Source organism: Thiomicrorhabdus heinhorstiae (assembly GCF_013391765.2).
GTDB classification, from domain to species: Bacteria; Pseudomonadota; Gammaproteobacteria; order Thiomicrospirales; family Thiomicrospiraceae; genus Thiomicrorhabdus; species Thiomicrorhabdus heinhorstiae.
The window spans coordinates 12,203-38,011 of the sequence record NZ_JACBGI020000009.1 but is presented as its reverse complement, the minus strand read 5'-3'; the positions used below and the strand labels follow the sequence as shown (position 1 = coordinate 38,011).

Annotated in this window: 22 protein-coding genes; 14 read left to right on the top strand and 8 right to left on the bottom strand. The window is 47.8% G+C overall.

The features are described 5' to 3' along the window. Positions 1 to 26 precede the first annotated feature (26 nt). The 4 genes from H8792_RS06365 to hslU are packed head-to-tail and all read right to left on the bottom strand — an operon-like array spanning position 27 to position 3,166. Positions 27 to 650, bottom strand: a complete 624-nt coding sequence (locus H8792_RS06365; protein WP_185978110.1) for a ubiquinone biosynthesis accessory factor UbiJ — start codon at positions 648 to 650, stop codon at positions 27 to 29. A 26-nt stretch (positions 651 to 676) separates the two neighbouring features. Next, the gene (gene ubiE, locus H8792_RS06360; RefSeq protein WP_185978109.1) at positions 677 to 1,429 is read right to left on the bottom strand and encodes a bifunctional demethylmenaquinone methyltransferase/2-methoxy-6-polyprenyl-1,4-benzoquinol methylase UbiE; all 753 of its coding nucleotides are present in this window, start codon (positions 1,427 to 1,429) and stop codon (positions 677 to 679) included. A gap of 10 nt (positions 1,430 to 1,439) precedes the next feature. Continuing rightward, positions 1,440 to 1,826, bottom strand: a complete 387-nt coding sequence (locus H8792_RS06355) for a gamma-butyrobetaine hydroxylase-like domain-containing protein (protein WP_185978108.1) — start codon at positions 1,824 to 1,826, stop codon at positions 1,440 to 1,442. Between the two features lie 20 nt (positions 1,827 to 1,846). After that, a complete protein-coding gene (gene hslU, locus H8792_RS06350; RefSeq protein ID WP_185978107.1) occupies positions 1,847 to 3,166 on the bottom strand; it encodes an ATP-dependent protease ATPase subunit HslU in 1,320 nt (439 codons plus the stop codon). Between the two features lie 233 nt (positions 3,167 to 3,399). On the opposite strand from hslU, the gene dapF reads away from it, so the two are divergent. The 5 genes from dapF to H8792_RS06325 all read left to right on the top strand — a co-directional run bounded on the left by dapF (position 3,400) and on the right by H8792_RS06325 (position 7,050). After that, entirely contained in the window at positions 3,400 to 4,227 is an 828-nt protein-coding gene (dapF, locus tag H8792_RS06345) for a diaminopimelate epimerase (RefSeq protein WP_185978106.1), read from the top strand. Next, entirely contained in the window at positions 4,224 to 4,895 is a 672-nt protein-coding gene (locus H8792_RS06340) for a DUF484 family protein (protein WP_185978105.1), read from the top strand. Before dapF ends, H8792_RS06340 begins: the two co-directional genes overlap by 4 nt. A 1-nt stretch (position 4,896) precedes the next feature. Next, positions 4,897 to 5,808: a tyrosine recombinase XerC gene (locus H8792_RS06335; RefSeq protein WP_185978104.1), complete on the top strand. Its 912-nt coding sequence runs from the start codon at positions 4,897 to 4,899 to the stop codon at positions 5,806 to 5,808. A gap of 131 nt (positions 5,809 to 5,939) precedes the next feature. After that, complete coding sequence (gene hslV / locus H8792_RS06330; protein WP_185978103.1) at positions 5,940 to 6,476, top strand: ATP-dependent protease subunit HslV; 537 nt, start codon at positions 5,940 to 5,942, stop codon at positions 6,474 to 6,476. Position 6,477: 1 nt separating this feature from the next. Beyond that, positions 6,478 to 7,050: a YqhA family protein gene (locus H8792_RS06325; protein WP_185978102.1), complete on the top strand. Its 573-nt coding sequence runs from the start codon at positions 6,478 to 6,480 to the stop codon at positions 7,048 to 7,050. A 70-nt stretch (positions 7,051 to 7,120) separates the two neighbouring features. On the opposite strand, the gene H8792_RS06320 is transcribed toward H8792_RS06325, so the two are convergent. The 4 genes from H8792_RS06320 to H8792_RS06305 all read right to left on the bottom strand — a co-directional run bounded on the left by H8792_RS06320 (position 7,121) and on the right by H8792_RS06305 (position 11,626). Next, entirely contained in the window at positions 7,121 to 8,353 is a 1,233-nt protein-coding gene (locus H8792_RS06320; protein ID WP_185978101.1) for an OmpP1/FadL family transporter, read from the bottom strand. 249 nt (positions 8,354 to 8,602) lie between these two features. Then, positions 8,603 to 9,943: a 3-deoxy-D-manno-octulosonic acid transferase gene (locus H8792_RS06315; RefSeq protein WP_185978100.1), complete on the bottom strand. Its 1,341-nt coding sequence runs from the start codon at positions 9,941 to 9,943 to the stop codon at positions 8,603 to 8,605. A 21-nt stretch (positions 9,944 to 9,964) separates the two neighbouring features. Then, positions 9,965 to 10,906, bottom strand: a complete 942-nt coding sequence (locus H8792_RS06310) for a KpsF/GutQ family sugar-phosphate isomerase (protein ID WP_185978099.1) — start codon at positions 10,904 to 10,906, stop codon at positions 9,965 to 9,967. Positions 10,907 to 10,957: 51 nt separating this feature from the next. Then, positions 10,958 to 11,626 carry an acyloxyacyl hydrolase gene (locus tag H8792_RS06305; RefSeq protein WP_185978098.1) on the bottom strand — a complete coding sequence of 223 codons (669 nt, stop codon included), beginning with the start codon at positions 11,624 to 11,626 and terminating at the stop codon, positions 10,958 to 10,960. 92 nt (positions 11,627 to 11,718) lie between these two features. On the opposite strand from H8792_RS06305, the gene hldE reads away from it, so the two are divergent. The 9 genes from hldE (at position 11,719) to H8792_RS06260 (ending at position 25,666) form a co-directional block, all read left to right on the top strand. After that, a complete protein-coding gene (gene hldE, locus H8792_RS06300) occupies positions 11,719 to 13,158 on the top strand; it encodes a bifunctional D-glycero-beta-D-manno-heptose-7-phosphate kinase/D-glycero-beta-D-manno-heptose 1-phosphate adenylyltransferase HldE (protein WP_185978097.1) in 1,440 nt (479 codons plus the stop codon). 9 nt (positions 13,159 to 13,167) lie between these two features. Next, positions 13,168 to 13,737, top strand: coding sequence for a D-sedoheptulose-7-phosphate isomerase (locus H8792_RS06295; protein ID WP_185978096.1), 570 nt, complete (start codon positions 13,168 to 13,170; stop codon positions 13,735 to 13,737). Positions 13,738 to 13,788: 51 nt separating this feature from the next. Then, entirely contained in the window at positions 13,789 to 14,307 is a 519-nt protein-coding gene (locus H8792_RS06290; protein WP_185978095.1) for a hypothetical protein, read from the top strand. 533 nt (positions 14,308 to 14,840) lie between these two features. Next, positions 14,841 to 16,109 (top strand): glucose-1-phosphate adenylyltransferase, encoded by a 1,269-nt coding sequence (gene glgC / locus H8792_RS06285; protein WP_185978094.1) that lies wholly within the window; start codon positions 14,841 to 14,843, stop codon positions 16,107 to 16,109. Positions 16,110 to 16,156: 47 nt separating this feature from the next. Beyond that, a complete protein-coding gene (locus tag H8792_RS06280) occupies positions 16,157 to 17,875 on the top strand; it encodes a glycoside hydrolase family 57 protein (RefSeq protein ID WP_185978093.1) in 1,719 nt (572 codons plus the stop codon). A gap of 71 nt (positions 17,876 to 17,946) precedes the next feature. After that, positions 17,947 to 19,326: a 4-alpha-glucanotransferase gene (gene malQ / locus H8792_RS06275; RefSeq protein ID WP_185978092.1), complete on the top strand. Its 1,380-nt coding sequence runs from the start codon at positions 17,947 to 17,949 to the stop codon at positions 19,324 to 19,326. Between the two features lie 31 nt (positions 19,327 to 19,357). Then, a complete protein-coding gene (glgB, locus tag H8792_RS06270; protein ID WP_185978091.1) occupies positions 19,358 to 21,580 on the top strand; it encodes a 1,4-alpha-glucan branching protein GlgB in 2,223 nt (740 codons plus the stop codon). A gap of 67 nt (positions 21,581 to 21,647) precedes the next feature. After that, positions 21,648 to 23,165, top strand: a complete 1,518-nt coding sequence (gene glgA, locus H8792_RS06265) for a glycogen synthase GlgA (protein ID WP_185978090.1) — start codon at positions 21,648 to 21,650, stop codon at positions 23,163 to 23,165. A 2-nt stretch (positions 23,166 to 23,167) separates the two neighbouring features. Next, on the top strand, positions 23,168 to 25,666 hold the full coding sequence (locus tag H8792_RS06260; RefSeq protein ID WP_185978089.1) for a glycogen/starch/alpha-glucan phosphorylase: 2,499 nt from the start codon (positions 23,168 to 23,170) through the stop codon (positions 25,664 to 25,666). Positions 25,667 to 25,809 lie beyond the last annotated feature (143 nt).

Genomic DNA, 25,809 nt, shown 5'->3' with positions numbered 1-25,809 from the left:
CGGTTTTCTTCAACCCGCTACGCTCTTCACTGTTCGGCTGGTGGCGTGTTTGCTGCGGAGATTAGTGCATTCAGGCGTTGTTCCAGCGCATCAATTCGCTCGGAAGTTTCGTCGACTTTGCCGGACCAGTTGCGGATCTGCGATTCGGTCGGCAGCAGGTTGATTTCAAATTGCAGATATTCTTTGACGGTCTGACGAACATCCTGGCGGCGTTTGCGCTGATCGGATTGAAAGCTGCGCAGGCCGTGACCGATTTTAAAGGCGATCAGATCGCCGGTGTAATGTGACAGGTGTTCTTCCCAATCGAATTCGATTTGTGCCAGGGTGCGTAAAAAAGCTTCGGCAGTAGCACTGTTTCCGGTCATTTTGCAGTTTCGCTGCAGGGTTGCGGCGTCTTGGTTTAGAAAATCCGTTAGATCGCATTCCAGAGTCGCGTCGGCTTCGCCTTGCAAATGGTGCTGCAGAATAATATTTCGATCGTTAAAAATCAGGAATAAAGGTGTTTGCAGCGGGCAGATTTGCAAAGAGATGATTTGCTCTTGCAGCGGTTGCAGATCCAGATCGCTGTTCTCTTCCATTGCCAGCAGATGATTGACCAGCGTTTCAAGCGCACCGTTCAGTGCGCTGCGGATTACCTCTACCGTCGCCATCTTTCTCTCCCGGTGTTAGCCGTTGATTAATATTTCCAACCGCGGTGCAGGGCGACAATTCCCTGATTCATATTCAGATATTCGGCTTTGTCGAAACCGGCATCCAGCATCATCTGTTTAAGTGTTTCCTGATCAGGATGCATACGGATCGATTCGGCCAGATATTGATAGCTGGCCTCGTCATTGGCAATCACCTTGCCCATTTTCGGAAGGATATTGAACGAGTAGAAATCATACAGCTTGGCAAAAGCCGGGCTGGTGACTTTGGAAAACTCAAGGATCATCAGTTGTCCGCCCGGTTTCAGGACTCGGTAAAGCTCTTCCAACGCTTTGTCTTTATTGGTGACGTTACGCAGACCGAAAGCGATGGTTGCCAAATCAAAACTGTTGTCAGGAAAGGCCAGCGCTTCGGCATTGGTGATGGTGTAATCGATATTGCCGACCAGGCCTTCGTTGATCATGCGGTCGCGTCCGACGCGAACCATGCTTTCGTTGATGTCGGCAAGCACCACCTGGCCTTGCGGTCCGACTCGTTTGGCGAAAGCTTTGGTTAAATCACCGGTTCCACCGGCTAGATCAAGTACTTTGTTGCCGGGACGTACGCCGCTCAGTTCAATGGTGTGGCGTTTCCATAGACGATGAATCCCCATAGACATCACATCGTTCATAATATCGTAATTGCCGGCTACTGAATCGAATACGCCCTTGACGCGTTTGACTTTTTCGTCCAGCGGGACTTCGGTAAAACCGAAATCGATAGTCTTTTTTGATTGACTCATAATCGGGTTCCTATTCGTTACGGAGCGGCTGCTTTAGGGCGTCCAGTTCCGGATGCCGATGTCCTGATCGCATGACGCGGCGCAGGTAATCCATCCAGTAGGCGTGTTGATGTTCGCCCAGCTCATATAGACGTTGCCAAGTGTAGATACCGGTATCGTGGCCGTCGTCAAAGTGTAATTTTATGCCATAGTTGCCGACAGGGGAAATTTCCGCAATATTGACATTTTGTTTGTCGAGTTGCAGCGTTTCCTGTCCCGGACCGTGACCGGTCACTTCCGCCGACTGCGAATAGACCCGCAGGTATTCGCACGGCAGTTGGAACGTTTTTCCGTCATCGAAGCCAATTTCCAATTGGCGTGATTTCTGGTGCAGCTTGATGGTCAAAGGATGCGGCATGTCAGCGGTTCCGAACTTGATTACAGAATGTACTGTGACAGGTCTTGGTTAACTGCCAGTTCGCCAAGGCGCTCGTTGACGAATTCTTCGGTGACTTCAACACGGCTTCCCGGCTTTTCCGGAGCGTCGAAAGAAACTTCTTCCAGCAGGCGTTCGAGCACGGTATGCAAACGGCGAGCACCGATGTTTTCCGTTCCTTCGTTGACTTGATAAGCAATCTCGGCCAGACGGCGGATGCCCGCTTCGGTGAAGCTCAGTTCGACGCCCTCGGTTTTCAATAGTTCGATTGCCTGTTTGGTCAGGGAAGCTTTCGGCTCGGTCAAAATGCGCATAAAATCTTCGACGCTCAGCGATTGCAGTTCGACACGAATCGGTAAACGACCTTGCAGTTCCGGAATTAGATCGGACGGCTTGGACAGGTGAAACGCTCCGGAAGCGATAAACAAAATATGGTCGGTTTTGATCATGCCGAATTTGGTCGAGACGGTACTGCCCTCGATCAGCGGCAGCAGGTCGCGCTGGACGCCTTCTCGTGATACATCGCCGCCGGAGGCTTCCTGGCGCTTGGCAACCTTGTCGATTTCATCGATAAAGACGATACCGTTTTGTTCGACGCTTTCGATTGCGCGCGATTTGATGTCTTCTTCGTTTACCAGTCGCTGAGCTTCTTCATCGGCCAGGGCTTTGAGGGCTTTTTTAATCGGCAGTTTGCGACGCTCTTTACGTTGCTGTCCAAGTCCTTCGAACATGCTTTGCAATTGCTGGGTCATCTCTTCCATGCCGGAAGGCCCCATAATTTCTACATTCGGTGCAGCTGCGCTTAGATCCAGCTCGATTTCCTTGTCGTCCAGTTGACCTTCACGCAGACGCTTGCGGAATTTTTGGCGCGTGTCGGCCATCTGTTCGTGGCTTTCTTCTTCGCGACCGCGTGCAGGAGGGAGCAGAATGTCCAAGATGCGTTCCTCTGCCTTGTCTTCTGCTTGGCGGCGAACCTGTTGGACAGCCTGTTCTCGGGTCATTTTGACGGCGTTTTCCGCCAGGTCGCGAATAATGGAATCGACATCGCGGCCGACATAACCGACTTCGGTAAATTTGGTGGCTTCGATTTTCAGGAAAGGCGCATTCGCCAATTTAGCCAGACGACGGGCGATTTCGGTTTTACCGACCCCGGTCGGTCCGATCATTAAAATGTTTTTCGGTGTGACTTCGTTTCTCAATTCAGCTGACAATTGACTGCGGCGCCAGCGGTTTCGCAAGGCAATGGCGACCGCACGTTTGGCATCGGCCTGACCGACAATGTGGGCATCTAAACTGTGAACGATCTCTTTAGGTGTCATCATCGAGAAAAAATCCTTATCTCTTTTCGCAAAACTCAAAACTAGTTGTGCATTATAAAGGAAGTGCGCTATCAAAGGGACTTATTCAGTTATAGAGATGAAGATGGCGGACATGGGGGAATAGTTGCCTAGTTACCATGGTCGTGATAAATTTCACTGAATTTAATTTAATATTAAACTGGTCCCATCCATACGGTTATCACGGGCGTCTAAAATAAAAAGTAATAGATAAGATTATGACATTGAAGTTCACCAAAATGCACGGTTTGGGCAACGACTTTATGGTGGTTGATGCGACGGCGATTCCTTTTGATTTCGGTCCTCAGCAGATTCGTCGCTGGGCCGACCGTAATTTCGGGATCGGCTTCGATCAACTTTTGGTTGTCGAACCGCCTTCGCAGGCCGGGGTTGAATTCCGCTACCGTATTTTCAATGCCGACGGTTCGGAAGTGCAGCAATGCGGTAACGGAGCACGTTGTTTTGCACGCTTTGTCTATGATAAAGGTTTGACGCAGAATAAAGAGATTGTCGTTGAGACGGCGTCTGGGGTGATCGTACTCTATATCGAGGATAACGGCTGGGTGCGGGTCAATATGGGCGAGCCGAATTTCGATCCGCAGGTTTTACCGTTCGAGCAGGCGCTGCAAGAAAAATATCCGCTGCAAACTCCGGTTGGCGAAGTTGAAATCGGTGCGGTTTCCATGGGAAATCCGCATGCGGTGCTATTGGTGGATGAGGTTGAAACTGCGCAGGTTGAAGTGATCGGGCCGTTTTTAGAGTCACATCCTCTGTTTCCTGAAAGGGTCAATGTTGGTTTTGCCGAGTGTGTCGATCGCCAGCATGTGCGTCTGCGTGTTTACGAACGTGGATCGGCAGAGACACTGGCATGCGGTACCGGCGCCTGCGCGGCGATGGCCGTGTTGCATCAATGGAATCTGGTCGATGATCAAGTTTTAATTTCACTGCCAGGCGGAGATTTGCAGATTGTATGGAATGGCCCGGGCGGACCTTTGTGGATGACCGGTCCGGCGGAAACCGTATTTGAGGGTGAAATAGAGGTATGAGAGAAGCGGCTTTGAACGAACAGCAGATTGCCGATTATTTGCGCAGACATCCGCAATTTTTCCATGCCTACCCAGAGCTGTTGAATGATCTGAGTATTCCGCACCCGCAAAACGGTAATCAGATTTCGCTGGTCGAACGCCAGATCAGCCAGCTGCGCAGTCAGCGAGACTCTCTAAAAGGAGAAGTCGATAGCATGATGAGCATTGCCGGCGAAAACAGTGCTCTGTTTCAGAAGGTGCTGCAATTCACCAACCGGCTGATTGCGGCGAGCGATGAATCGGCCGCGGTTGAGGTGGTGTATGAAGAGATGCGTAAATTGTTTGAAGTCGACTCGGTGCACCTGGTTTCGTGGGAACTGCCGAAAAGAAGTGTCGATGGTTTGTCGCAACTGGGAATCAGCCAAACTTGGGTTAAAGCCTTGAAGAGTACTTTGGAAGTCGGCCAGCCAGTGTGCGGTCTGTTGGAAGACGAATGGCGCAAAGGATTGTTCCGTGAGGATGTGTTGATTGATTCCATCTGTCTGATGCCTTTGGGTCATGAACGGGTTTGGGGCGTTCTGGCTCTGGGAAGCGTCACCGACCGTTTCCATCCCGAGTTGGGAACCTATTTTCTCGGTGTGATGGCCGAGTTGATTACGTCCAAGTTCAATCAGCTTTTTGAGGCGTGATATGCAGTTGCGGGAAGCGTTTTTGCGGGAATTGAAGTTGCAAAACCGTTCGCAACACACCATCGATAACTACCAGCGCGATCTGCTGGCGTTTGCCGAATTTTATCTACAGCGCTTTGAAGAAGAGCTGGATGCCGAAGCGTTTGACGGTTGGGTTAAGGTCGATGCGGCCGTGATTCGCGATTTTGTTGCCGAGCGTATGGCTCAGGGTATCAGTGCGCGAACCTTGAGTCGACAGTTATCCGCATTGCGCAGCCTGTTTGATTTTCTGTTGGAAATCGGACGGATTTCTCTGAATCCCGCCCGCGGCATTCGTGCGCCGAAACAGCCTAAACCCTTACCGAAGAGTCTTGATGTCGATTGGACGCAGCAGTTGTTGGAGCAGCCGTTACACGATTGGATGGATATTCGCGATCAGGCGATTTTCGAGCTGTTGTATTCTGCCGGTTTGCGTGTCGCTGAGTGTGCCGGTCTGAATTTGAATCCCGGTTTGGACGAGTTGGCCGACGGTTGGGTCAGGGTTGTCGGGAAAGGACAGAAGATGCGTTTGGCTCCGGTCGGCAGTAAAGCCTTGACGGCTTTGCAGAACTGGCTGGAGATTCGAAAAGAGTATGCCGGTGAAAATGAACCGGCGGTGTTTGTCGGTCGTGGCGGTAAGCGTTTGGGAATCCGCTCAATTCAGCAGCGTCTGGATCGGAGGGCGTTGATAGCCGGTTTGCCGACAAAGATGTCGCCGCACCGTTTTCGGCATGCCTGTGCAACGCATGTATTGGAGTCCAGCGGTGATTTGCGTGGCGTTCAGGAGATGCTTGGACATGCTAATTTATCGACGACGCAGATTTATACAAAACTGGATATGCAGCATTTGGCAAAGGTATACGATCAGGCGCATCCTCGTGCCAAGAAACGTTGAGAAAGGCGGATGGTAGGTTTATTCAATCCGGTAAAAATTCGTGGTTGATGGCTAAATCCTATAGAATAGCGGGCAGTTTATTTCACGAAGTTCGCTGTAAAAGCGATATGCAAGACAACAAAGGAAGATAGATGTCGTTTCACGGAACTACTATTTTATGTGCCAAACGTAACGGTCAGATGGTGATCGGAGGCGATGGTCAGGTGACTTTGGGGCATGTTGTTATGAAAGGCAATGCGCGCAAGGTTCGACGTCTGTATAACGGTCAGGTCATTGCCGGTTTTGCCGGAGCGACGGCCGATGCCTTTACTCTGTTTGAACGTTTCGAAGGACGTTTGCAGACCCATAACGGTCAATTGATGCGTGCAGCGGTTGAAATGGCTAAGGATTGGCGAACCGATCGCGCTTTGCGCAAGCTGGAAGCGATGATGCTGGTGGCGGATAAGGATTATATGTTGCTGATTTCCGGAACGGGAGATGTGATTGAGCCCCAGGACGACTTCATTGCAATCGGTTCCGGCGGAAACTATGCGCATGCAGCGGCGCAAGCCTTAATGGGCAATACTGATTTAAGTGCCAGAGCGGTGGTGGAAAAGTCGCTAAATATTGCAGCCGATCTGTGCATTTACACTAATCATAACTTAACCATCGAAGTGTTGGGAGAATAAAATGAGTGAACAAAATCTGGGGACGAACAAAGAAGAAAGCGTAGGCGAATCTCAAGGTATTACCGAGAAGTCGTTTGAGTTCTTTTTGTGGAATAGCCGATTTGTGGTTTTGGTTGCGGTAATTGCCAGTTTGGTGACGGCATTTGCGATTTTTTATACAACTTCCGTGGATGTTTTTTATACGATTTCCCACTTGAGTCATTATCATGAATTGGATGATGAAGGTCGCGCGCTGTTGAAGGCGCAAACGGTGGCGCATGTAGTCGGCTCGGTAGACGGTTTCCTGCTGGGAGCGATTCTGTTGATTTTCTCTTTGGGTCTGTACGAGTTGTTTATCTCCAAAATCGACATTGCCGGTACCAAGCACGGAGCGAGTAATATCCTGTTTATTAACTCTCTGGATGATTTGAAAGATCGTTTGGCGAAGGTCATCGTGCTGATTTTGATAGTTATGTTCTTTGAACAGGCAATTTTTTTGAAACCGACCGAACCTTTGGAGCTGTTGTATTACGCCTTGGCGATTATGATGGTTTCATTGGCGCTGTACCTGTCTCATAAAGCGTATCAGCATTAAAAGTAAATTCTGGAATCCAGAAAATAAAAAAACCGGGCAATTGCCCGGTTTTTTGTGCTTGAATCTTCGATTAGAAGTTCATGCGTAGCGAGATGGTATAGCCGATTTGTGAGTGGGTTACTTTCTCGGTTGTAGCAGAAGGATTAGCTTGTTGTGACAAGAATCCTGTATTAACAGTTTTGGTAACTTCAGGTGCATAAACAATTGCGCCATCCAAAGCAATGGTTTTGGTCAGGTTATAACCACCACCAAGAGTGAAGTGGCTTTCAACAATCCCAGGGAAGAAATGGTTGTTGAAGAAGTTGATTCCTTGATTTGCCGGGGAAGTGTCTGCCAAAACGTCAATTGGGTCGTCGGCTTTGTTATAGCCGACACCAAACCAATATCCTTGACCGGAGTATTTGGCACCCATTGCGAATACATTTTGGTCTTTCCAGTTAAAGTCTTTGTAGCCTTTTGCATCGCCCCATTTGATGTTTTTGTAATCAAATGTATACAGCATTGAGCCTTTCTCGTAAGCCACACCTAGTTTGATTTCTGCAGGCTGTTCCAAGCTATCGCCAAAAGGAGAGGAGAATACGCCCATATTTACAAATGGTTGAGAAGCAACCGACATTTGGTTTTTATATTTCATGTTGATTGCGGACTGGTAAGCCATCGCTAGGGTTAATTCCGGTGTGACATCAATATAACCACCTAGGTTAAACCCGAAACCAAGATCGGTTGACATACCGTTCCCGACATTTGTTTCAGTTGTACCATTTTGATCCATATCAAGACGGTAGTTGATATCAAGCGCGCCGTATTGAATCACTGGAGCGAAACCGATACCAAAGTTATCTTGGTTAATTGCAATACTTGGTACGAATTTCATGATTTGCAGGTTACTGTAACCGTTGATTAAACCATTAGTATCTCGATAATCAACACCCATACCTGCCGAACCGAAAATGCCCAGACCAAAAGTCATAGTGTCGCTCAAGCGAGTGGATAAAGACACTTCAGGAATAATATTTAAATCGTTATCGCTGGTTTGGCTGGCTGGACCAAAAGTAGTTGCTTCTGCTTTTACGTCCGGTTTGAAGATGGTGCCGCCGATGGAAAATTCGCTGCCCTGAGATTTAGCTAATAAAGCAGGGTTGGTCAAAGCGTTTTCCGAACCGAAGAAGGCTGCCGTTCCTGTGCCACCCAAAGCACGAGCTTGTGCGCCTAAACCGATCAATACATCACCATTAGTCGCCCAAACAGGGGTGGATGCAAAAGTTGCTGTGGCCAATGCCAAAGCTAAACGGGTTTTTTTCATGAATATGCTCTCTCTTTTTTGACGTCTATATTCTGAGAGCGGCGCCAGGCCGCTCTTTCAGGGTTGTTACTATGCACGATTTTTTTGCGTTAGAACAATCAAAAAAATTTGATCATTGATTTGAGAGATTAATCTTTGGTCGGTGAGTTTATCGGGGTTGGCTGTGAATTCCGTGATGACTGCTTCGGGTTTTAGATGGAGAGTTGTGTGGCGAGAGCATTAAATTGAATTTGCAAAGACGGACTGACTTTAGCTTAAATCCATTGGTTTTTTGCGGTGAATGAGTGGGTCTATGGCATCCAGTAAGCGCTCTAAGGCCCCACTGTGATGACTGAAGGCTTGATAAGCTCTTTCACCGAATTCAATCTGGTGTTTCGGATCGTCGGCAAAGTTGGATAACAGCGCTGCAAGTGTTTGAGGCGTGTCGGTTATTTGTAGTGAATCAGTGCGAATAAAGGTGTTGAATAGGGCTTGCAGGTTGGCGTAATGAGGTCCGGATATAACAGGCCGGTGCAGCGAAGCCGGTTCCAGAATGTTGTGGCCGCCGAATTCGACCATGCTGCCGCCGATAAAGGCGGCATTGCAGGCGGCAAACCATAGCATCAGTTCACCGACCGAATCGGCCAGATAAACTTGAATATCGGAATCGATGTTTGCGGCATGGCTGCGTTGCGCCCATTTCAGGTCGCTTTCACTCAGTAATTGGGCAGCTTCTTCAAATCGATCGGCATGACGAGGAACAAGAATCAGTAGTGCATCAGGATGTTTTTTGAGCACCATTTTATGTGCTTCCAGCATCAGCTGTTCTTCGCTTTTCCCGCCAAGCGGGTCCTTATGAGTGCTGGCGGCTACCCAGATGAACTTGTTTTCAATTCGGCTGGAAGCTTTCCACTCTTCGGCACGTTTTCTTAATTGGTGGTCGTGCGGCAAATCGAATTTCAAGTTGCCTAGGGTGCGGATTTTCTGCGGTTCGGCTCCCAGCTGGGCAAAATGTTCGGCATCTTCCGGGAATTGTGCGGCGATGAAGCGGGTTTGATTAAGTGCGTCCTGTACCATTTTTCCGCCCCATTTTTTGTAGGCTTGGAAAGAGCTTTCTTTTAGACGGGCATTAGCCAGCACCAAAGGAATGTCGGCGGCAGAGCAGGCGTGATAGAGATTTGGCCAGATTTCGGTTTCGATCATAATGACCAGCTGCGGTTGTATCTGTTTTAGAAAACGTTTGACGGCGAATCCGAAGTCGTATGGAATCATCTGGTGCTGGACAGGGACCGGAGAAAATTTTAGAGCCTGTACAGCCCCTTGCGTCGACCCGCTGGTAAGAGTGATCGGTAGGTCGGGATAGTGTTTGTCGAGTTGTTCCAGCAAGGGAAAAATTGATCTGGTTTCGCCAACCGAGACGGCATGGATCCAAATGCCGCCGGTTTGAAATTTTTGTGTGCTGAATCCGAAGCGAGCACGGAAGCAGTCGTGAATTTCTGGAAGAGACTGTTGCTGTTGCAGTTTCTTATAACGGCGACAGCGTTTCCAAGCTGAGTAGGCAAAGACCGGCAGCGCTAATCCGTTTAAAAACTGATAAAGAACGCGCCGCATCGAATCGCTCCCAGCAATCGTTTAAAAGTTTAAGTCGTAAATTTGGATCACGCCGACAATTTGCGAGTCTTCTTCAACCAGCAAGGAAGTGATTTTATACTGGTTCATCATTTCTTCGGCTTCGTTTAATCTGGCTTCGGCTGAAATGGTTTTTGGATTGCTCATCATAATGTCGGCCGCCTTTTTGTTCATCAAGTCGGCGGCGTCTTTTTCCATATGGCGGCGCAAGTCACCATCGGTGATAATCCCTTGACCGTTTTCAACAATGCATAGCCCAAGTCGACCTTCGTTCATGCTGTGGATGACTTCGGCCATGCAAGCATCGGCCGGAATCAACGGTAGATTGGTTGAAGTCATTTCATGTTTGACACGAGTTAAAAGCTTGCGGCCTAAGCTGCCGCCCGGGTGGAAGCGGGCAAATTGATGCGGCTGGAAGTCGCGCGCTTCCATCAGAGCAACCGCCAGAGCATCCCCCATCACCAATGTAGCCGTTGTTGAAGAGGTCGGAGCCAGCTGGTGCGGGCAAGCTTCTTGCGGTACGGCAATATTGAGATGATGGTCGGAGTTTTTGGCCAAGGTTGACTCGGGACGTCCAGTCATCGAAATGACCACGTTACCGTTGTCTTTCAAGAACGGCAGCAGGCGAATGACCTCTTCGGTTTCCCCTGAGTTGGATAGGGCAAGAAACACGTCTTTCGGCGAAACCATTCCCAAATCACCGTGAAAGGCTTCACCAGGGTGCATGAAAAAGCAAGGCGTTCCGGTGCTGGCAAAAGTAGCCATGATTTTTTTACCGATCAAACCGGATTTTCCCATTCCGCAAATGACAACACGGCCCTGAGTTTTCAGGATCGCTTCGACACTCTGGTCGAATTTTTCGTCAAGCAGGGTTTTAAGGTGAATAATCGCTTCGGCTTCGATGTTGAAAACGCGTTTGGCAATGCTTTGGTATTCGGATTTCATGACTTTAAAAACTTTGAGAAATTTGCATGGCGTTATCTTAAAACTTTCTGCCTAAAAACGGTAGGCAAAATGTAGATTGTGAAAATCTGTTCCCGGGTTCGGAAGTTCAATGTTCGCGTTGGAAATATGAATATAACGGTAGCCTACTTCAACACGACCAGCGATAAAACCGATTCCCAGATGGTCTCCGAATTGCAGCTGTGTCGATTTATTTTCATCTTCAATGTAGATACTGTCGAGAAAATGCGGACCGGCTCCCATTTCGATATAGGGAGTGATTTCATCGTCTTTTAAGATATATCGGAAAATCGGAGTCAGGCCGATAATGTATCCGCTGTCATTTTTGACTGCGGAGCGTTCACTATGCCAATGGTGAAAACTCAGGTCCCAGCGACCTTGAAGGCGCCAGTATTTTCCTTCGTATATCGCTTCAGCCCAATCCATTCCAATAGCGACACGCTCTTGTAGCAGTTGATTGTCTTGACCGCGATCAAAACTGAAAACCAGGCCATTTGAATTCATTTTAGGGTCAAGGGTACACGGTGTTTTGCCTTGATAGCAGGCAAAGACAAGCGACGCAATTGAGCCGACAATCGCATAAGGCATTAGATCGTTTGGCGCTTTCTGGGCTTGTGCCGAGGAAAAAAAGAATAGACTAAGGCTTAAAGTGAATAATTGGATTGACCTTTTCACGTGTTTGAAAGGATTTGAACTATGCATTCCCGGGTTTCCTGCTAAACTATCCGCACATTCTAAAGCAATTTTCCGCCCTTGGGCGGGAGTTTAATTCGGAAGAAAGGCTTTTTGTCGTTATGCACGACTTTTCAAATACCAAGATTCTTGTGGTCGGCGATGTGATGCTTGACCAGTATTGGACCGGAAGAGCCGGTCGTATTTCCCCTGAAGCTCCAGTACCGGTGGTCAAAGTTGCCTCTGAGGAGTGCCGTGCCGGTGGTGCCGCTAACGTTGCTTTAAACATCGCAGCTCTCGGCGCGGAAGTTCGTCTGCTGGGTGTGGTCGGTAAGGACGGCGATAGCGGAGTCGATGTCCATGGACGGCAATTGGGCGACCTGTTGACCGCGGCTCAAGTCGATTATGACTGGGTGTTTTCGGATTCTGGAACCATCTGTAAATTGCGGATATTGAGTCATCACCAGCAGTTAATCCGTATGGATTTCGAGGAGCCGATTGCGATTGAGCCGGCACGGGAGTTGGCAGAAAAGGTAGAGCAGTGGATTGCGGATTACGACGCTTTAGTCGTGTCGGATTATGCAAAAGGTGCTTTGCAGACGGTCGAAAAGATGATTGAGGTTGCTAGGACGGTGGGTGTACCGGTGTTGGTTGATCCGAAAGGTGATGATTTTAGTCGTTACAGTGGCGCCACTTTGATTAAGCCGAATCAGTCCGAGTTCGAAAATATTGTTGGTTCCGTTGCTAATGAAGCGCATCTGTTGCAGAAAGCGGAAGCGTTGGTAGAAGCACTTGATCTGGATGCGCTTTTGGTGACGCGAAGCGAACATGGAATGGCGTTGGTTTCAAAAGGTGCCGATCCTTACTTGTTGCAGTCACAAGCGCAAGAAGTGTTTGATGTGACTGGTGCAGGGGACACGGTTATGGCGACTCTGGCTACCGCATTCGCCTCGGGGATGAGTTTGCAGGCAGCGGTGAATCTTGCCAATCAGGCCGCTAGTATTGTAGTGAGAAAAGTCGGAACTTCGACGGTTTCCAAGGCGGAGTTGGATGAGGTGATTAAGGCATCCCTGCGTCATCAGGGCTATGTCGCCTTGAACGAAGATGAATTACTGGAATTGGTTCGTATTGCGCAAAGCAATGGTGAGCGAGTGGTGATTACCAACGGATGTTTCGATCTGTTGCATAGTGGCCATGTGCGTTATTTGAACGAGGCTGCCCGTATGGGTGATCGATTGATTGTTGCGGTCAATTCGGATGAATCCGTCCAGCAATTAAAGGGTCCGACACGTCCGATCGTTCCATTGGAAGGACGGATGGAGCTGCTTTCGGCATTGAGTTGTGTCGACTGGGTTGTGCCGTTTTCCGAGGAGACGCCAGAGCGTTTAATCTGTAAGTTGAAACCGGATGTTTTGGTAAAAGGCGGAGATTACCGTCCTGAAGAGATCGCTGGCGCGCACTGCGTTTGGGAAAACGGCGGGTCGGTTGAGGTTCTCTCTTTCTGGCAAGGTTTTTCGACGACTAATTTGGTCGAAAAAATTAACAATCACGATAAAGAATAGCGTAATCTAATGGTACGGATAGGTTTTGAGCATGCGTTGCAGTCGCACCATGCAGCAATAGAATCGGTCTTGCAGCGACGTGAAGATATAGTGGCAATGGTCGAGAAAATTGCCGAATCGCTTGATAAAGGCGGTAAAGTCTTGTGGTTGGGCAATGGTGGTAGTGCAGCAGATGCCCAGCATATGGCTGCCGAGTTGATGGTGCGTTATGTCAAAGATCGTCGTCCATTGGCTTCGCTGGCCTTGACGACCGATAGTTCGATTTTGACGGCGCATAGCAATGATTACGCTTTTCAAAGCGTCTTTGCCCGCCAGATTGAAGCCTTGGCTTCGAAAGGTGATATTGTGATCGCGATGTCGACTTCCGGTAATAGTCAGAATGTTGTTGAAGCGGTTGAAGAAGCCAAGCGGATAGGCTGCTTTTCGATTGCTATGACCGGTCGAGAGGAAAGCCGTCTGAGCGAGTTGGCTGATATCTGTTTCAGAATCGACTGTGTGGAAACTGCGAGAATTCAGGAAGCGCACACTTTTCTAAACCATCTTATTTGCGAAGGGTTGGATTCTATTTATGCAAGTTAGACTACACTGTTTTGCTTTACATCAACGCCGCTTGTCTCGGGAGCGTTGATAATGCAGATCGGGAAAATGGTGCTTATCGAAACACTCTGGCAATTTTTACAGTTGCATCCCGGCAAAACTCAGCGAGTGACTTTTCAATCGTCTTTTCTTCACCAATTTTTTTGTTTTCTCTATAGTCAAGTTATTGTTTTTCTAGAGCTATTCTTTAGAACGACTTCGCACTCTTTTCTTGCCTTGGTTGGCGAATTCACCAAATCATACGACACTTGTCTTGTTCGGTTGCCGTTGAGTCGCATCAATCATGTGTCAGGGTTGAACGCAGTTTTCTCTGTGCGTCGTTTTTTTATCATGGCGACAGGTGCCGGCGTTGCGCGTAAAGGGTGTGAAAATCCGACTGCAAAGCTCGGAGATGCGTCACAAATAGTTCAAAAAAATATGATCGTCAGTTGGCAAAATGTAAACGTTATTGGTGCAAAATCTTCACTTTTTGGCAGTGTTAAGAGAAGAGTGCAATTTATTGCGAATAATCATGGCTGTCGGGTAAGGAAAGGCGTTTTGCATTGTATCTGATGGCTTGCATCGGAATGAAGCTGGATGCTTTATTGGTGCAAGTGCACTCTTGTGGAATTTTCCCCAAGAGTTTTTTTAAGGTTTGAATCTTAAGTGAAAATTAACGCTTAGTGAAAAAGCCTGTATTTTGTGAGGTTTGTTTATTAAAAAGGACTTGCAAAAAAAAATGTTGCCGCTTGAAGTATTAGGCTTAGTAGAAGATAGCAATCTTGGTGTAAAAGGTGCTAGATGTTTTTTGGTCTTTGTTCAGGTTCGGCATTCCGGTTGACAGGTTTCTGTTGGTCTGATCGCCGCTGCGCCTGACGGGTCGGTACGATTAAAACGGGAAGAGTTGTTTCTTCTGCTACATATTGCCGATTGTTAGGTGTAAACATGAAGATATTGAGAAGTATGCAAGACCCCCCCCTTTCTTAACGGACACTCTTTATGCCAGGCTTTCCAAGCGCTGCAACTTGGATTTAGATTATAAGAGCCGTATTTATACGGTCCAGCGGGTATTAAAAACCTAGTTTCCATATAGAGGATTATCGTGAATGAAATATTATAGCGAAACGAAAACGTCGACTCACTTAACTCGAAAAACCTTGGCATTGATTTTGGCTGGTGGCGAAGGTAGCCGTTTGAAGGAGTTGACACGTTGGAGGGCGAAGCCGGCGGTTCCTTTTGGTGGGAAATACCGAATTATCGATTTTGTTCTTTCCAACTGTGTTAATTCAGGGATTCGTAAGATCGGAGTATTGACACAATATAAGTCTCACTCTCTGATTCGTCATATTCAACGTGCATGGAGTTTTATGCGCTATGAAGTGGGTGAGTTTGTTGAGTTGTTACCTGCTCAGCAGCGTGTCGATAAGGACTGGTACAAAGGAACGGCGGATGCCTTATACCAGAATCTCGACATCATGCGTCGTCATACTCCGGAGTATGTATTGGTTTTGGGCGGAGATCACATCTATTCGATGGACTACAGCAAAATGTTGCTGGATCATTCGCGCTCAGGTGCCGACGTCACGATCGGTTGTATCGAGGTGCCGCGCGAGGAAGCCAAAGGTTTCGGTGTCATGTCGGTGAATGAAGACTTTCAAATTACCAAATTTACTGAAAAGCCTGCTGATCCTGATTCGATGCCAGGCAAGCCGGATATGGCACTGGCTTCGATGGGGATCTATATCTTCTCGACCGAATTTTTATACCAGAAACTGATTGAAGACAGTGATAACCCGGATTCTTCCCGAGACTTCGGTAAAGATATTATTCCTTCCATTATTGAAGATCAGGTGGTTCGCGCTTACCCGTTTGTTGATGAGAAGGGCGATCCGTTGTACTGGCGTGATGTCGGGACAATTGAATCTTTCTGGAAAGCGAATCTGGACTTGTGTTCGATTGAACCTGAATTAAATCTATATAACCGAGACTGGCCGATTTGGACCTATCAGGCGCAGATGCCGCCTGCGAAATTCACTTTTGATGACGAAGGTCGTCGAGGGGAGGCGATCGATTCTTTAGTCGCCGGCGGTTGTATTATCTCGGGTGCGCGAATCAAACGTTCCGTTGTTGGAAGTGGTTCGCGGATCCATAGTTATTCTTTGATTAAAGACTCGGTTTTATTGCCGCGTGTAGAGGTTGGGCGTCATTGTCGAATTCAAAATGCGGTAATTGATAAGGGGGCTTCTATCCCGCCCGGAACGATTATTGGAGAGGATCCGGTCGCGGATGCCGAGCGTTTCTATGTTGAAGAGTCTTCAGGCATTGTTCTGGTGACGCCGGATATGCTTGGTCAGAAAATTCATATGTTGAGATAGAAGTAAATCATACCCGAGAGCTTTAACGAAAATTTTAGGAGAAAAAGATGGAGAAAAAACGCATTAAGGTAGTGTTGTGTTGGCATATGCATCAACCGCATTATCGAGATGGTTTGGACGGCGTCTATCGTTTGCCTTGGGTGTATTTGCACGCCATAAAAGATTACACCGACATGGCGTGGCATTTGGAAGAGTTTCCGCAGGCGAAGGTTGTGGTCAATTTTGCACCGGTTCTGCTGGAGCAGTTGGATGACTACGATCAGCAGATGTCCGCTTGGTTGGAGCATGGAACGCCAATGAGTGATCCGTTACTCAATTGGGTGGCCGGTGTCGAACCGATTCCGCAAGATATCATGGCTAAAGAGGAAATTATTGCGGCCTGTTTACGCGCTAACGGACCGACAATGATTGATACCTTGCCTAAATTCAAATCACTTGCCGAGATGGTCACCTGTCATCAGAAAGGAGACCATTTTGATCCGTATTGTTTGAACTATCTGTCTGACCAGTTTTTTGTCGACCTATTGATGTGGTACCACTTAGCTTGGATGGGGATGGGTTTGCGCCAGGACGATGAACGAATCCAGCAGTTGATGGACAAGGGTAATAACTTTGATGCTGGCGATCAGAAAATGATGATCGAAGTGATTAAAGATGCTTTGGGCAGTGTGATCCCTCGTTATAAAAAGCTTCAGGAAGAAGGACGTATTGAAATTTCGATGACGCCTTACGGTCATCCGATTGTTCCGCTGCTGATTGACTTTAATACCACCAAAGATGCCATGCCGCACGCTCCGTTGCCGGAAGCGCCGGAATATCCCGATGGTTACGAGCGGGCAAAATGGCATATGGAAAAAGGTATGGAGGTCTTTGATCAATACTTTGGGCATAAGCCGAAAGGCGTGTGGTTGTCCGAAGGGGCTTTAAGCAGTGCCGCAGTGGGTTTGTTGGACGAATACGGCTTCAAGTGGACCGCTTCCGGCGAGGGGGTTTGGCGCCATTCATGTGAAGCGTCGCATATCGATGAGCATGATCTGAACAGTAAAAAAGCACTTTATCAGCCTTTGCAGCATGCTTCGCAAAATTGTGCCTTGTTCTTCCGTGACGATGGTTTGTCTGATCTGATCGGCTTTCAGTATAAGGACTGGAATCCGCAGGATGCTGCCGGAGACTTCGTGCACCACTTGCAGAATATAGGCAATTTCCTTGGTGATGAAGTGGAGGAGCATGTGGTAACGGTTATTCTCGATGGTGAGAACGCTTGGGAATATTATCCTGATAATGCTCAGCATTTCCTGTCTGCATTGTATGACAAGCTTAGCAGTCACCCGAGGATTGAGATGACGACGTTCAGCGATGCTTTGGAGTCAGGCGCAAAGTTGCGACATCTGCCAACCTTGAAAGCAGGAAGTTGGGTGTATGGTTCTTTCTCCACCTGGATTGGAGATAAGGATAAAAACCGCGGCTGGGATTTGTTGGTTGAGGCTAAAGAATGTTATGACGAAGTGATGGCTTCCGGTGATTTGTCGTCTGGCGAAGCGGATGCGGCGACCAATCAGTTAGCTGTTTGCGAAGGGTCGGATTGGTTCTGGTGGTTCGGTGATTACAATCCGTCCGACAGTGTAAAAAGCTTTGATCGTTTGTACCGTCGTCAGTTGATGCGTTTATATCGACTGCTCAAGGTTGAGCCGCCGGAAACCCTTGATGTTCCTATTTCCAGCGGCGGCGGAGAGATGGAAAACTCCGGCACTATGCGACGGAATTAATAGATGTGATATTTTGATCTTGAACGGTTTGCTTTCAAGGTGTGGCCTTTGATGTATAGGAGAAGTATTTGGTGAATCCCAGACAAGCCGGTGTGCTCTTGCATCCAACCTCTTTACCGAATGATTCGGGTAAGCTCGGTGTTTTAAATCATCAAGCCTGGAAATTTTTAGATTGGATGCATAGTGCCGGTTTGAAAATCTGGCAGATGTTGCCATTAACGGAACCTCACGATGATCTTTCTCCTTACAATGCCGTTTCAGCCTTTGCAGTGAACCCATCGCTTTTGCCTGAGGATTGGGAAACTTCAGTGGATGCTAAGGCCTTTAAGGCGTACAAGAAAGCGCCGCCTCACTGGCTTGAGGACTATGCGTTGTTTATGGCGATTCGTCATGTTCAGTCGCATCAAAGCTGGAGGGACTGGCCAAATGAGCTGAAAATGCGCAAGCCGAAGGCTTTAGCCGAATTTGCGGATCATCATGCAGATCTTATTGATCATTTAAAAAAGCAGCAGTTTGCGCTGGAAACTCTGTGGATGAAGTTAAAGGCCGATGCCAATAAGCTTGGGATTCAGCTGTTTGGTGATATGCCTATTTTTGTTGCTTACGACAGTGCAGATGTTTGGGCGAATCCGCAATTATTCAGACTGGACGAAAATTTGAATCCGCAAGTGGTTGCCGGGGTGCCGCCTGACTATTTTTCGGAAACCGGACAGCGTTGGGGGAATCCTCATTATGACTGGCAGGTAATGAAAAAGGATCGCTTTGAATGGTGGAGGCACCGGGTTTCGGCCGCATTGAAACAGTTTGATCTGATTCGCATTGATCATTTCCGAGGTTTTCAGGCGTGCTGGGAGATTGCGGCTAATGAAGAAACTGCCATTAACGGCCGCTGGATGGAAACCCCTGGTGACGAGCTGTTGGCCGAGCTGCAGAAATGTTTTCCCGACTTGCCGCTTGTTGCGGAAGATCTGGGTCTGATTACACCGGAGGTCGTGGCTCTGAAAGAACGTTTCAAGTTGCCGGGTATGTCGATTTTGCAGTTTGGGTTTAATGGTTTGCCTGATAATCCGCACGCTTTGAACGAGCAAGTGCAAAACTCCGTGGTTTATACTGGAACGCATGATAACGATACTACTTTGGGGTGGTATCAGGAGCTTGATTCCGGTACTCAGCTCTGGATTGATGAGCAACTGAGCAGTATTGGTAAAGAGGCTTTATTGGCGGCTAAATTGCCGTTGGAAATGCCTTGGTTGTTGATCGCAGCCGGTTTTGATTCGATTGCGGACACTCTGATTGTGCCGATGCAGGATTGGTTGGCTTTGGATTCAGAGCATCGCATGAATGTACCTGGTACCACGGAAAAGAATTGGCGATGGCAGTTCGACTGGTCGCAGGTTGACCCTGGGTTGGCTGGAAGTATTCATATTCTGGTCGAATTGAATCATCGGTAGATGTTCTGAATGTTGAATAAGAAGAAAAATTATGTCTAAAGAAACCTCACCTCAAACCTCTGAAGCCACATTGAAGGCAATTTTCAACAGTCATTTAGAGAAATTACAAAATGGAAGGCATTACGATCCTTTCGAATTTTTGGGTTGTCACCTTTTAGAAGAGGGGCGCTGGGTGTTTCGTGCTTGGAAGCCGACCGCGAAAGGCTGTGAATTGCTGTTGGATAATGGCGAGCGTTTAGTTTTTGACTCCTATTTCGAAACTGGCTTATTTCAAGTTGAGCTGGATGAATCCCAGCTGGAATATCTGCCGTCCCATCCTCTTCTTGAATGGCATGAAGAGAGCGGACAAATTTACTCTCGAGTATCCCCATATAGTTTTTCTCCGCAAATGGGTGAGCTGGACAGTCATCTGTTTGCCGAAGGTCAGCATTGGAATATTTATGAAAAACTCGGAGCGCATCCGTGTGAAATCGATGGTATTTCGGGCGTTGTCTTTCGAGTCTGGGCACCGTCGGCGGAACGGGTTTCGGTAATCGGTGATTTCAACGGTTGGAATGGTCTGCGCCACCCGATGCGCGTGTTAGGCGGTAGCGGGATCTGGGAGTTGTTTATCCCGGGGATGCAGCATGGTGACCTTTATAAATTCGAGATCCGCAACCGTGATACCGGCCACTGCTTCGTGAAAATCGATCCTTATGCTTTTGCTATGGAAAAGCGCCCGAGTACCGGTTGTTTAGTGTACGAGTCCGCATATGAATGGCAGGATAGTGGCTGGCTGCAACGCAGAGAAAAATTCGACTGGCAAGGTGAACCGATCAATATCTACGAAGTGCATCTTGGTTCCTGGCAACGAGATGAGAACGGCGAGTTTTTGAGTTATCGTGAAGCTGCACACCGTTTAGTGGAGTACCTTAAATGGATGGGCTATACCCATATCGAACTGTTACCGATTACCGAGCACCCTTTGGATCAGTCTTGGGGTTATCAGGCAACAGGGTATTTTGCGCCGACCAGCCGCTTCGGCTCGCCGGATGATTTCCGTTATCTGGTTGATCTTTGCCACCAGAATGACATTGGTGTTTTCCTAGATTGGGTACCGGCGCATTTTCCAAAGGATGAATTTGCTCTTGGACGTTTTGACGGTAGTGCTTTGTATGAGCATGAAGATTCGCGCCGTGGCGAACATCAGGATTGGGGGACTTATATTTTCAATTTCGGACGCAATGAGGTCCGTAACTTCTTGATTGCGAATGCACTGTATTGGGTTAAAGAGCTGCATATCGACGGATTGCGTGTTGATGCGGTTGCCTCGATGTTGTATCTGGATTATTCGCGTGAAGAAGGGCAATGGTTGCCGAATGAATTCGGCGGTCGTGAAAATCTGGATGCGATTACTTTCTTACGCGCGTTGAACGAACAGGTTCATATTCAGTGCCCGGGGGCCGTGGTGATGGCGGAAGAGTCGACTTCTTGGCCGATGGTATCCCGTCCAACCTGGATGGGGGGGTTGGGTTTCTCGATGAAGTGGAATATGGGCTGGATGCACGACACTTTGGATTACTTGGAAAAGCCGCCGATTTTCCGTTCTTATCATCATAATGACCTGACGTTCAGTCAAATGTATGCATACACCGAAAATTTCGTGCTGCCGCTTTCACATGACGAAGTGGTGCATATGAAAGGATCTTTGATTGGCAAGATGCCGGGTGATGATTGGCAGAAAGCGGCGAATTTGCGCTTGTTACTCGGTTATCAGATTTTACATCCAGGTAAAAAACTGCTCTTTATGGGAGGGGAGTTTGCGCAATGGGGTGAGTGGAGCGAAGCGCGCAGCCTTGACTGGCATTTGTGTGAATACCCATTGCATCAGGGGATTCAACGGTTCTCTCAGGCAATGAATTACCTCTATCGTCAGTCGCCTGCGCTGTATAAACATGATTTTGATTCGGAAGGGTTTGAATGGATCGATTGTCATGATTACAGTCAATCGGTATTGAGTTTTATGCGTAAATCGGAAGAGGAAACTTTGATCTGCTTATTCAACTTTACACCGGTGCCGAGGGAGTATTATCGAATCGGTTTACCGCAGGAAGGCGTTTATAAAGAGATTGTAAACTCGGATGCTGCGATGTTCTTTGGGAGCAATATCGGCAACGGCGGTTATATTCAAAGTGAGCCTGTGCCATGGATGAATCAGCCTTGCTCGGTAGAGCTGACGCTTCCACCTTTGGGGTTGTTGGTATTAAAAATTTAATAATTGGAGGCAGGTTCTTGTCTGAATATAAAGAACCTGTTAAAGCATTTCACACTTTGGATTTGATATGAATATTTTATTTGCTGCTTCGGAAGCCCACCCGCTGATTAAAACCGGAGGGTTGGCCGATGTTTCCGCGAGTTTACCGAATACTTTGGCTTCTATGAAGCACTCAGTGCGATTGATTATTCCTGCTTACAGAGCGGTAATGGAAAAACTGCCGGAGGGAAGTTATAAAAAGATTGCAGAAATTCCAACCGGTGCTTGTGGCAAAACTTTTACAGCCAATATTTTGCAGTTAAAAGCCTCAACGGAAAAAGGATTGGATTTCCCGGTTTGGTTAGTTGATATTCCTGAGTTGTTCGACCGCCCGGGTAACCCGTATTTGGCGGAAGATGGCGGTGATTGGTGGGATAACGGCGAGCGTTTCGGTGTGTTCTCGAAAGTGGTGGCCGAGTTGGCGATGGATCGCGGTGGCCTGAAATGGAAGGCGGATGTTGTTCACGCTAATGATTGGCAAACCGGATTGGTGCCGGCTTTGCTCAAGCAGGAGGCTGCAGCTCCGAAGTGTATCTTTACCATTCATAATATGGCTTATGTGGGGAGCTTTCCGAAATCGCTGTTTGACGGCCTGTATGTTCCGCAATCTTTGTGGCACTCGGAAGGGGTCGAGTTTTGGGGGAATTTCTCCATGCTCAAGGCAGGGATTGCCTATGCGGATTGGGTAACGACGGTAAGTCCGACCTATGCCAAAGAGATTTGTTATCAGGAGTTTGGTTACGGTTTCGAAGGTATTTTGCTGAAACGTGCCGAAGAGGGGCGTTTGGTCGGGATTCTCAATGGCATCGATACCGAAACCTGGAATCCGCAGACCGATCAGTTCTTGCACGAAAATTACTCCCTCAAAAAAGGTCGAGTGGCCGGTAAGAAGCGCAATAAAGCGTTTTTATTGTCCGAATTGGCCAGCGCAGCGCAAATGACCGAAGAGCAAATTGTCGAGTCGATGGATTCTTGGCTTGAAGCGCCTTTAATTGGTTTGGTCGGCCGTTTAGTCGAGCAGAAGGGGATTGATCTTGTTCTCCAGGTTCTTCCGGATCTGTTAGATCAGACGAATGCCAATTTTGTGTTTGTCGGAACCGGGCATAAATATTTTGAACAGGCATTGTTGAATTTTGCGCGGGATTATCCGAAGCGAGTTTGGGCGTTTATCAGCTATTCGGAAACTCTGGCTCACCATGTCGAGGCAGGAGCGGATATGTTTTTGATGCCGTCGCGTTTCGAACCGTGCGGTTTGAATCAGATGTACAGTCTGGCTTACGGAACGCCGCCGATTGTTCACCATACCGGAGGGTTGGCGGATACCGTCGTTAATGCGACTCAAGAGCATTTGAAAGCCGGAACGGCGACAGGGTTCGTATTTTACGATCCGAGTTACCATGCTTTAAAATCGACTATGCTGCACTCGATTTTTCTTTTTTCCAAAAAACGTACTTGGCAAGCTTTGCAAAAAACGGCAATGGAACAGGATTTCGGGTGGAAGGCCAGTGTTAAGCACTATTTGAAACTGTATATGCAGGAGACTTGAAGATGGCTAGTGTAAATGAAGCAGTTCGTCTGGAGTGTATTGCCGATATGTTGCAGCACACCGGTTTAGATCGAGAGTCGATTGAGACGGACTTTCTTCGATACTTATGTCATTTTATGGGGAGAAATCCCGGCTCGGAAGATTATTATTTGTTTAAAGCCCTTTCCTATACCACGCGTGACCGCCTGATGACCTACTGGAAAGAAACCTGGCACGCCTACAATAATCAGAATCTTAAAAAAGCCTATTACCTGTCGATGGAGTTTTTGATAGGTCGCTCCTTAAGCAATAACCTGCTTAACTTGGGAATTGAACACGAAGCCGCCGAGGCGATGCACGACCTTACCTTGAGTCTGGAAGAGATTGAGGATAGCGAGCGGGATGCCGGACTTGGTAACGGCGGCTTGGGAAGGCTGGCAGCCTGTTTTATGGATAGTTGTGCGACTTTGCAGCTACCGGTGATGGGATATGGTCTGCGTTACGAATATGGTATGTTCCGTCAGCGCATCCAGAACGGTTTTCAGGTGGAAGAGCCGGATCATTGGCTGGGAACGGGGCAATATCCGTGGGAAGTCATGCGCAGCGAATATACGCGTGTTGTCAAGTTCGGCGGGGCATCCCGTCAATATACGGATCCGCATAGCGGACAATTGACCGTGCATTGGGAAAATGCCGAGGAGATTCAGGCGATTCCATTCGATGTGCCGATTCCTGGCTATAAGAACCAGACCGTGAATACTCTGCGTTTGTGGTCGGCCTCGGCTCAAGAAGGTTTTAACCTGACGGAATTCAATGCCGGTTCTTATCATGAAGCGATCGCTAAAAAATCCGAAGCTGAAAATATCACTATGGTGCTTTACCCGAACGATAGTAGCGAAAACGGTAAAGAGTTGCGTCTGAAGCAGCAATACTTTTTGGTTTCCGCGAGCTTGCAGGATGTGATTGCACAGTGGAAAAAGCATAATGACGGCTTTAGCAGGTTTGCCGAATACAACGCCTTTCAATTGAATGATACCCACCCGAGTCTGGCCGTTGCCGAACTGATGCGCCTTTTGGTCGACAAAGAGGGGATTAAATGGGATGAGGCTTGGAAAATCACCACGCAAACCATGGCGTATACCAATCATACTCTGTTACCGGAGGCCTTGGAAAAATGGCCTGTCAGCCTATTTGAACGTCTGTTGCCGAGACCGTTGGAAATTATTTACGAAATCAACCGTCGCTTTTTAATGCAGGTTGCGATGAAGTGGCCGGCCGATCTGCAGCGCCAAAGACGCATGTCGATTATCGACGAGCATAATAACGTGAGCATGGCCTATCTGGCGATTGTCGGTAGTCATTCTGTGAATGGAGTGGCTGAGCTGCACTCCAATCTTCTTAAAGAGGGACTGTTTCATGATTTTTATGAAATCTGGCCGGAAAAATTCAATAACAAAACCAATGGCGTTACCCAGCGTCGCTGGTTGGCGATGTGTAACCCAGAGCTTCGAGAATTGCTTAATGACACCATCGGTGAAGAATGGATTACCGATCTCAGTCAATTAAGTAACTTGAAACCTTATGCGACCGATGCCGGATTCCAGAATAAGTGGGCAATCGTTAAGCGTAATAACAAAAAGCGTTTGGCCGGTTTGATTAAAAAACAGACAGGTGTTGAACTGAATGTCGATTCGATGTTTGATGTTCAGGTCAAACGCATTCATGAGTATAAGCGCCAATTGTTAAATGTTTTGCATGTGATTCATCTTTATTCGCGAATCAAACGCGGGGATATGGAGAACTGGACCAATCGAAGTGTTATTTTCGGTGGGAAAGCGGCACCCGGTTACGCAATGGCAAAGCAAATTATCAAGCTGATCAATAATGTTGCCGAAGTGGTGAATTCGGACCCGGATGTCGGCGATAAATTGAAAGTCGTGTTCTTCCCCAATTACCGGGTTTCGGCTATGGAAGTGATCTGTCCGGGGACCGATCTGTCCGAACAGATTTCGACTGCCGGTAAGGAAGCGTCCGGAACCGGGAATATGAAGTTTATGATGAACGGGGCTCTGACCATCGGTACTTTGGATGGTGCCAATGTCGAAATTCGTGAAGCAGTCGGCCCGGAAAACTTCTTTTTGTTTGGTTTGCATACCCCGGAAGTGGAAGCGCTGCGTCCGCATTATAATCCACAGGGTTATATTGATCAGTGCTATGAATTGCAGGCGGTGATGGGACTGCTGGAGAGTGGTCACTTCAATCAATTCGAGCCGGGGTTGTTTGACGACATTATTCACTCGATGCGCAGCCCTAACGATCCGTGGATGACGCTGGCCGATTTTCATGCTTACATAACGGAGCAGCAAATTGCCGCTTCGGCCTATTTGAATCAGTCCGAATGGATCAAAATGAGTATTCTGAATACAGCCTGCAGTGGGATTTTCTCGACCGATCGCACCATGCAAGAATATAACAAGGATATTTGGAAATTAACACCGGTCAGCGTTTCTTTAGAGGAATAATGCCCAGGTTTTAAGCAGTTTTTTTCGGTAGAAATCGTTTTGTGTTGAAGGCCTGAAGCGTAACGAATTGTTTTTTATCGAAAAAGTTTTTGCTGTTTTCCAAGAGGTAAAATCCGCTTCGTACAAACCGGTGGAAACGGGGA

Bases quoted from the DNA above. Each gene is read 5' to 3' on its own strand.
- H8792_RS06325 (WP_185978102.1), top strand. From the start codon at position 6,478: ATGAGTGAACAAAATCTGGGGACGAACAAAGAAGAAAGCGTAGGCGAA.
- H8792_RS06295 (WP_185978096.1), top strand. From the start codon at position 13,168: ATGGTACGGATAGGTTTTGAGCATGCGTTGCAGTCGCACCATGCAGCA.
- H8792_RS06315 (WP_185978100.1), bottom strand. From the start codon at position 9,943: ATGCGGCGCGTTCTTTATCAGTTTTTAAACGGATTAGCGCTGCCGGTC.
- glgA (WP_185978090.1), top strand. From the start codon at position 21,648: ATGAATATTTTATTTGCTGCTTCGGAAGCCCACCCGCTGATTAAAACC.
- H8792_RS06355 (WP_185978108.1), bottom strand. From the start codon at position 1,826: ATGCCGCATCCTTTGACCATCAAGCTGCACCAGAAATCACGCCAATTG.
- H8792_RS06340 (WP_185978105.1), top strand. From the start codon at position 4,224: ATGAGAGAAGCGGCTTTGAACGAACAGCAGATTGCCGATTATTTGCGC.
- H8792_RS06280 (WP_185978093.1), top strand. From the start codon at position 16,157: ATGGAGAAAAAACGCATTAAGGTAGTGTTGTGTTGGCATATGCATCAA.
- H8792_RS06365 (WP_185978110.1), bottom strand. From the start codon at position 650: ATGGCGACGGTAGAGGTAATCCGCAGCGCACTGAACGGTGCGCTTGAA.
- H8792_RS06260 (WP_185978089.1), top strand. From the start codon at position 23,168: ATGGCTAGTGTAAATGAAGCAGTTCGTCTGGAGTGTATTGCCGATATG.
- hslV (WP_185978103.1), top strand. From the start codon at position 5,940: ATGTCGTTTCACGGAACTACTATTTTATGTGCCAAACGTAACGGTCAG.
- glgC (WP_185978094.1), top strand. From the start codon at position 14,841: ATGAAATATTATAGCGAAACGAAAACGTCGACTCACTTAACTCGAAAA.
- hslU (WP_185978107.1), bottom strand. From the start codon at position 3,166: ATGATGACACCTAAAGAGATCGTTCACAGTTTAGATGCCCACATTGTC.
- H8792_RS06305 (WP_185978098.1), bottom strand. From the start codon at position 11,626: ATGCATAGTTCAAATCCTTTCAAACACGTGAAAAGGTCAATCCAATTA.
- glgB (WP_185978091.1), top strand. From the start codon at position 19,358: ATGTCTAAAGAAACCTCACCTCAAACCTCTGAAGCCACATTGAAGGCA.
- H8792_RS06310 (WP_185978099.1), bottom strand. From the start codon at position 10,906: ATGAAATCCGAATACCAAAGCATTGCCAAACGCGTTTTCAACATCGAA.
- hldE (WP_185978097.1), top strand. From the start codon at position 11,719: ATGCACGACTTTTCAAATACCAAGATTCTTGTGGTCGGCGATGTGATG.
- H8792_RS06290 (WP_185978095.1), top strand. From the start codon at position 13,789: ATGCAGATCGGGAAAATGGTGCTTATCGAAACACTCTGGCAATTTTTA.
- H8792_RS06335 (WP_185978104.1), top strand. From the start codon at position 4,897: ATGCAGTTGCGGGAAGCGTTTTTGCGGGAATTGAAGTTGCAAAACCGT.
- dapF (WP_185978106.1), top strand. From the start codon at position 3,400: ATGACATTGAAGTTCACCAAAATGCACGGTTTGGGCAACGACTTTATG.
- H8792_RS06320 (WP_185978101.1), bottom strand. From the start codon at position 8,353: ATGAAAAAAACCCGTTTAGCTTTGGCATTGGCCACAGCAACTTTTGCA.
- ubiE (WP_185978109.1), bottom strand. From the start codon at position 1,429: ATGAGTCAATCAAAAAAGACTATCGATTTCGGTTTTACCGAAGTCCCG.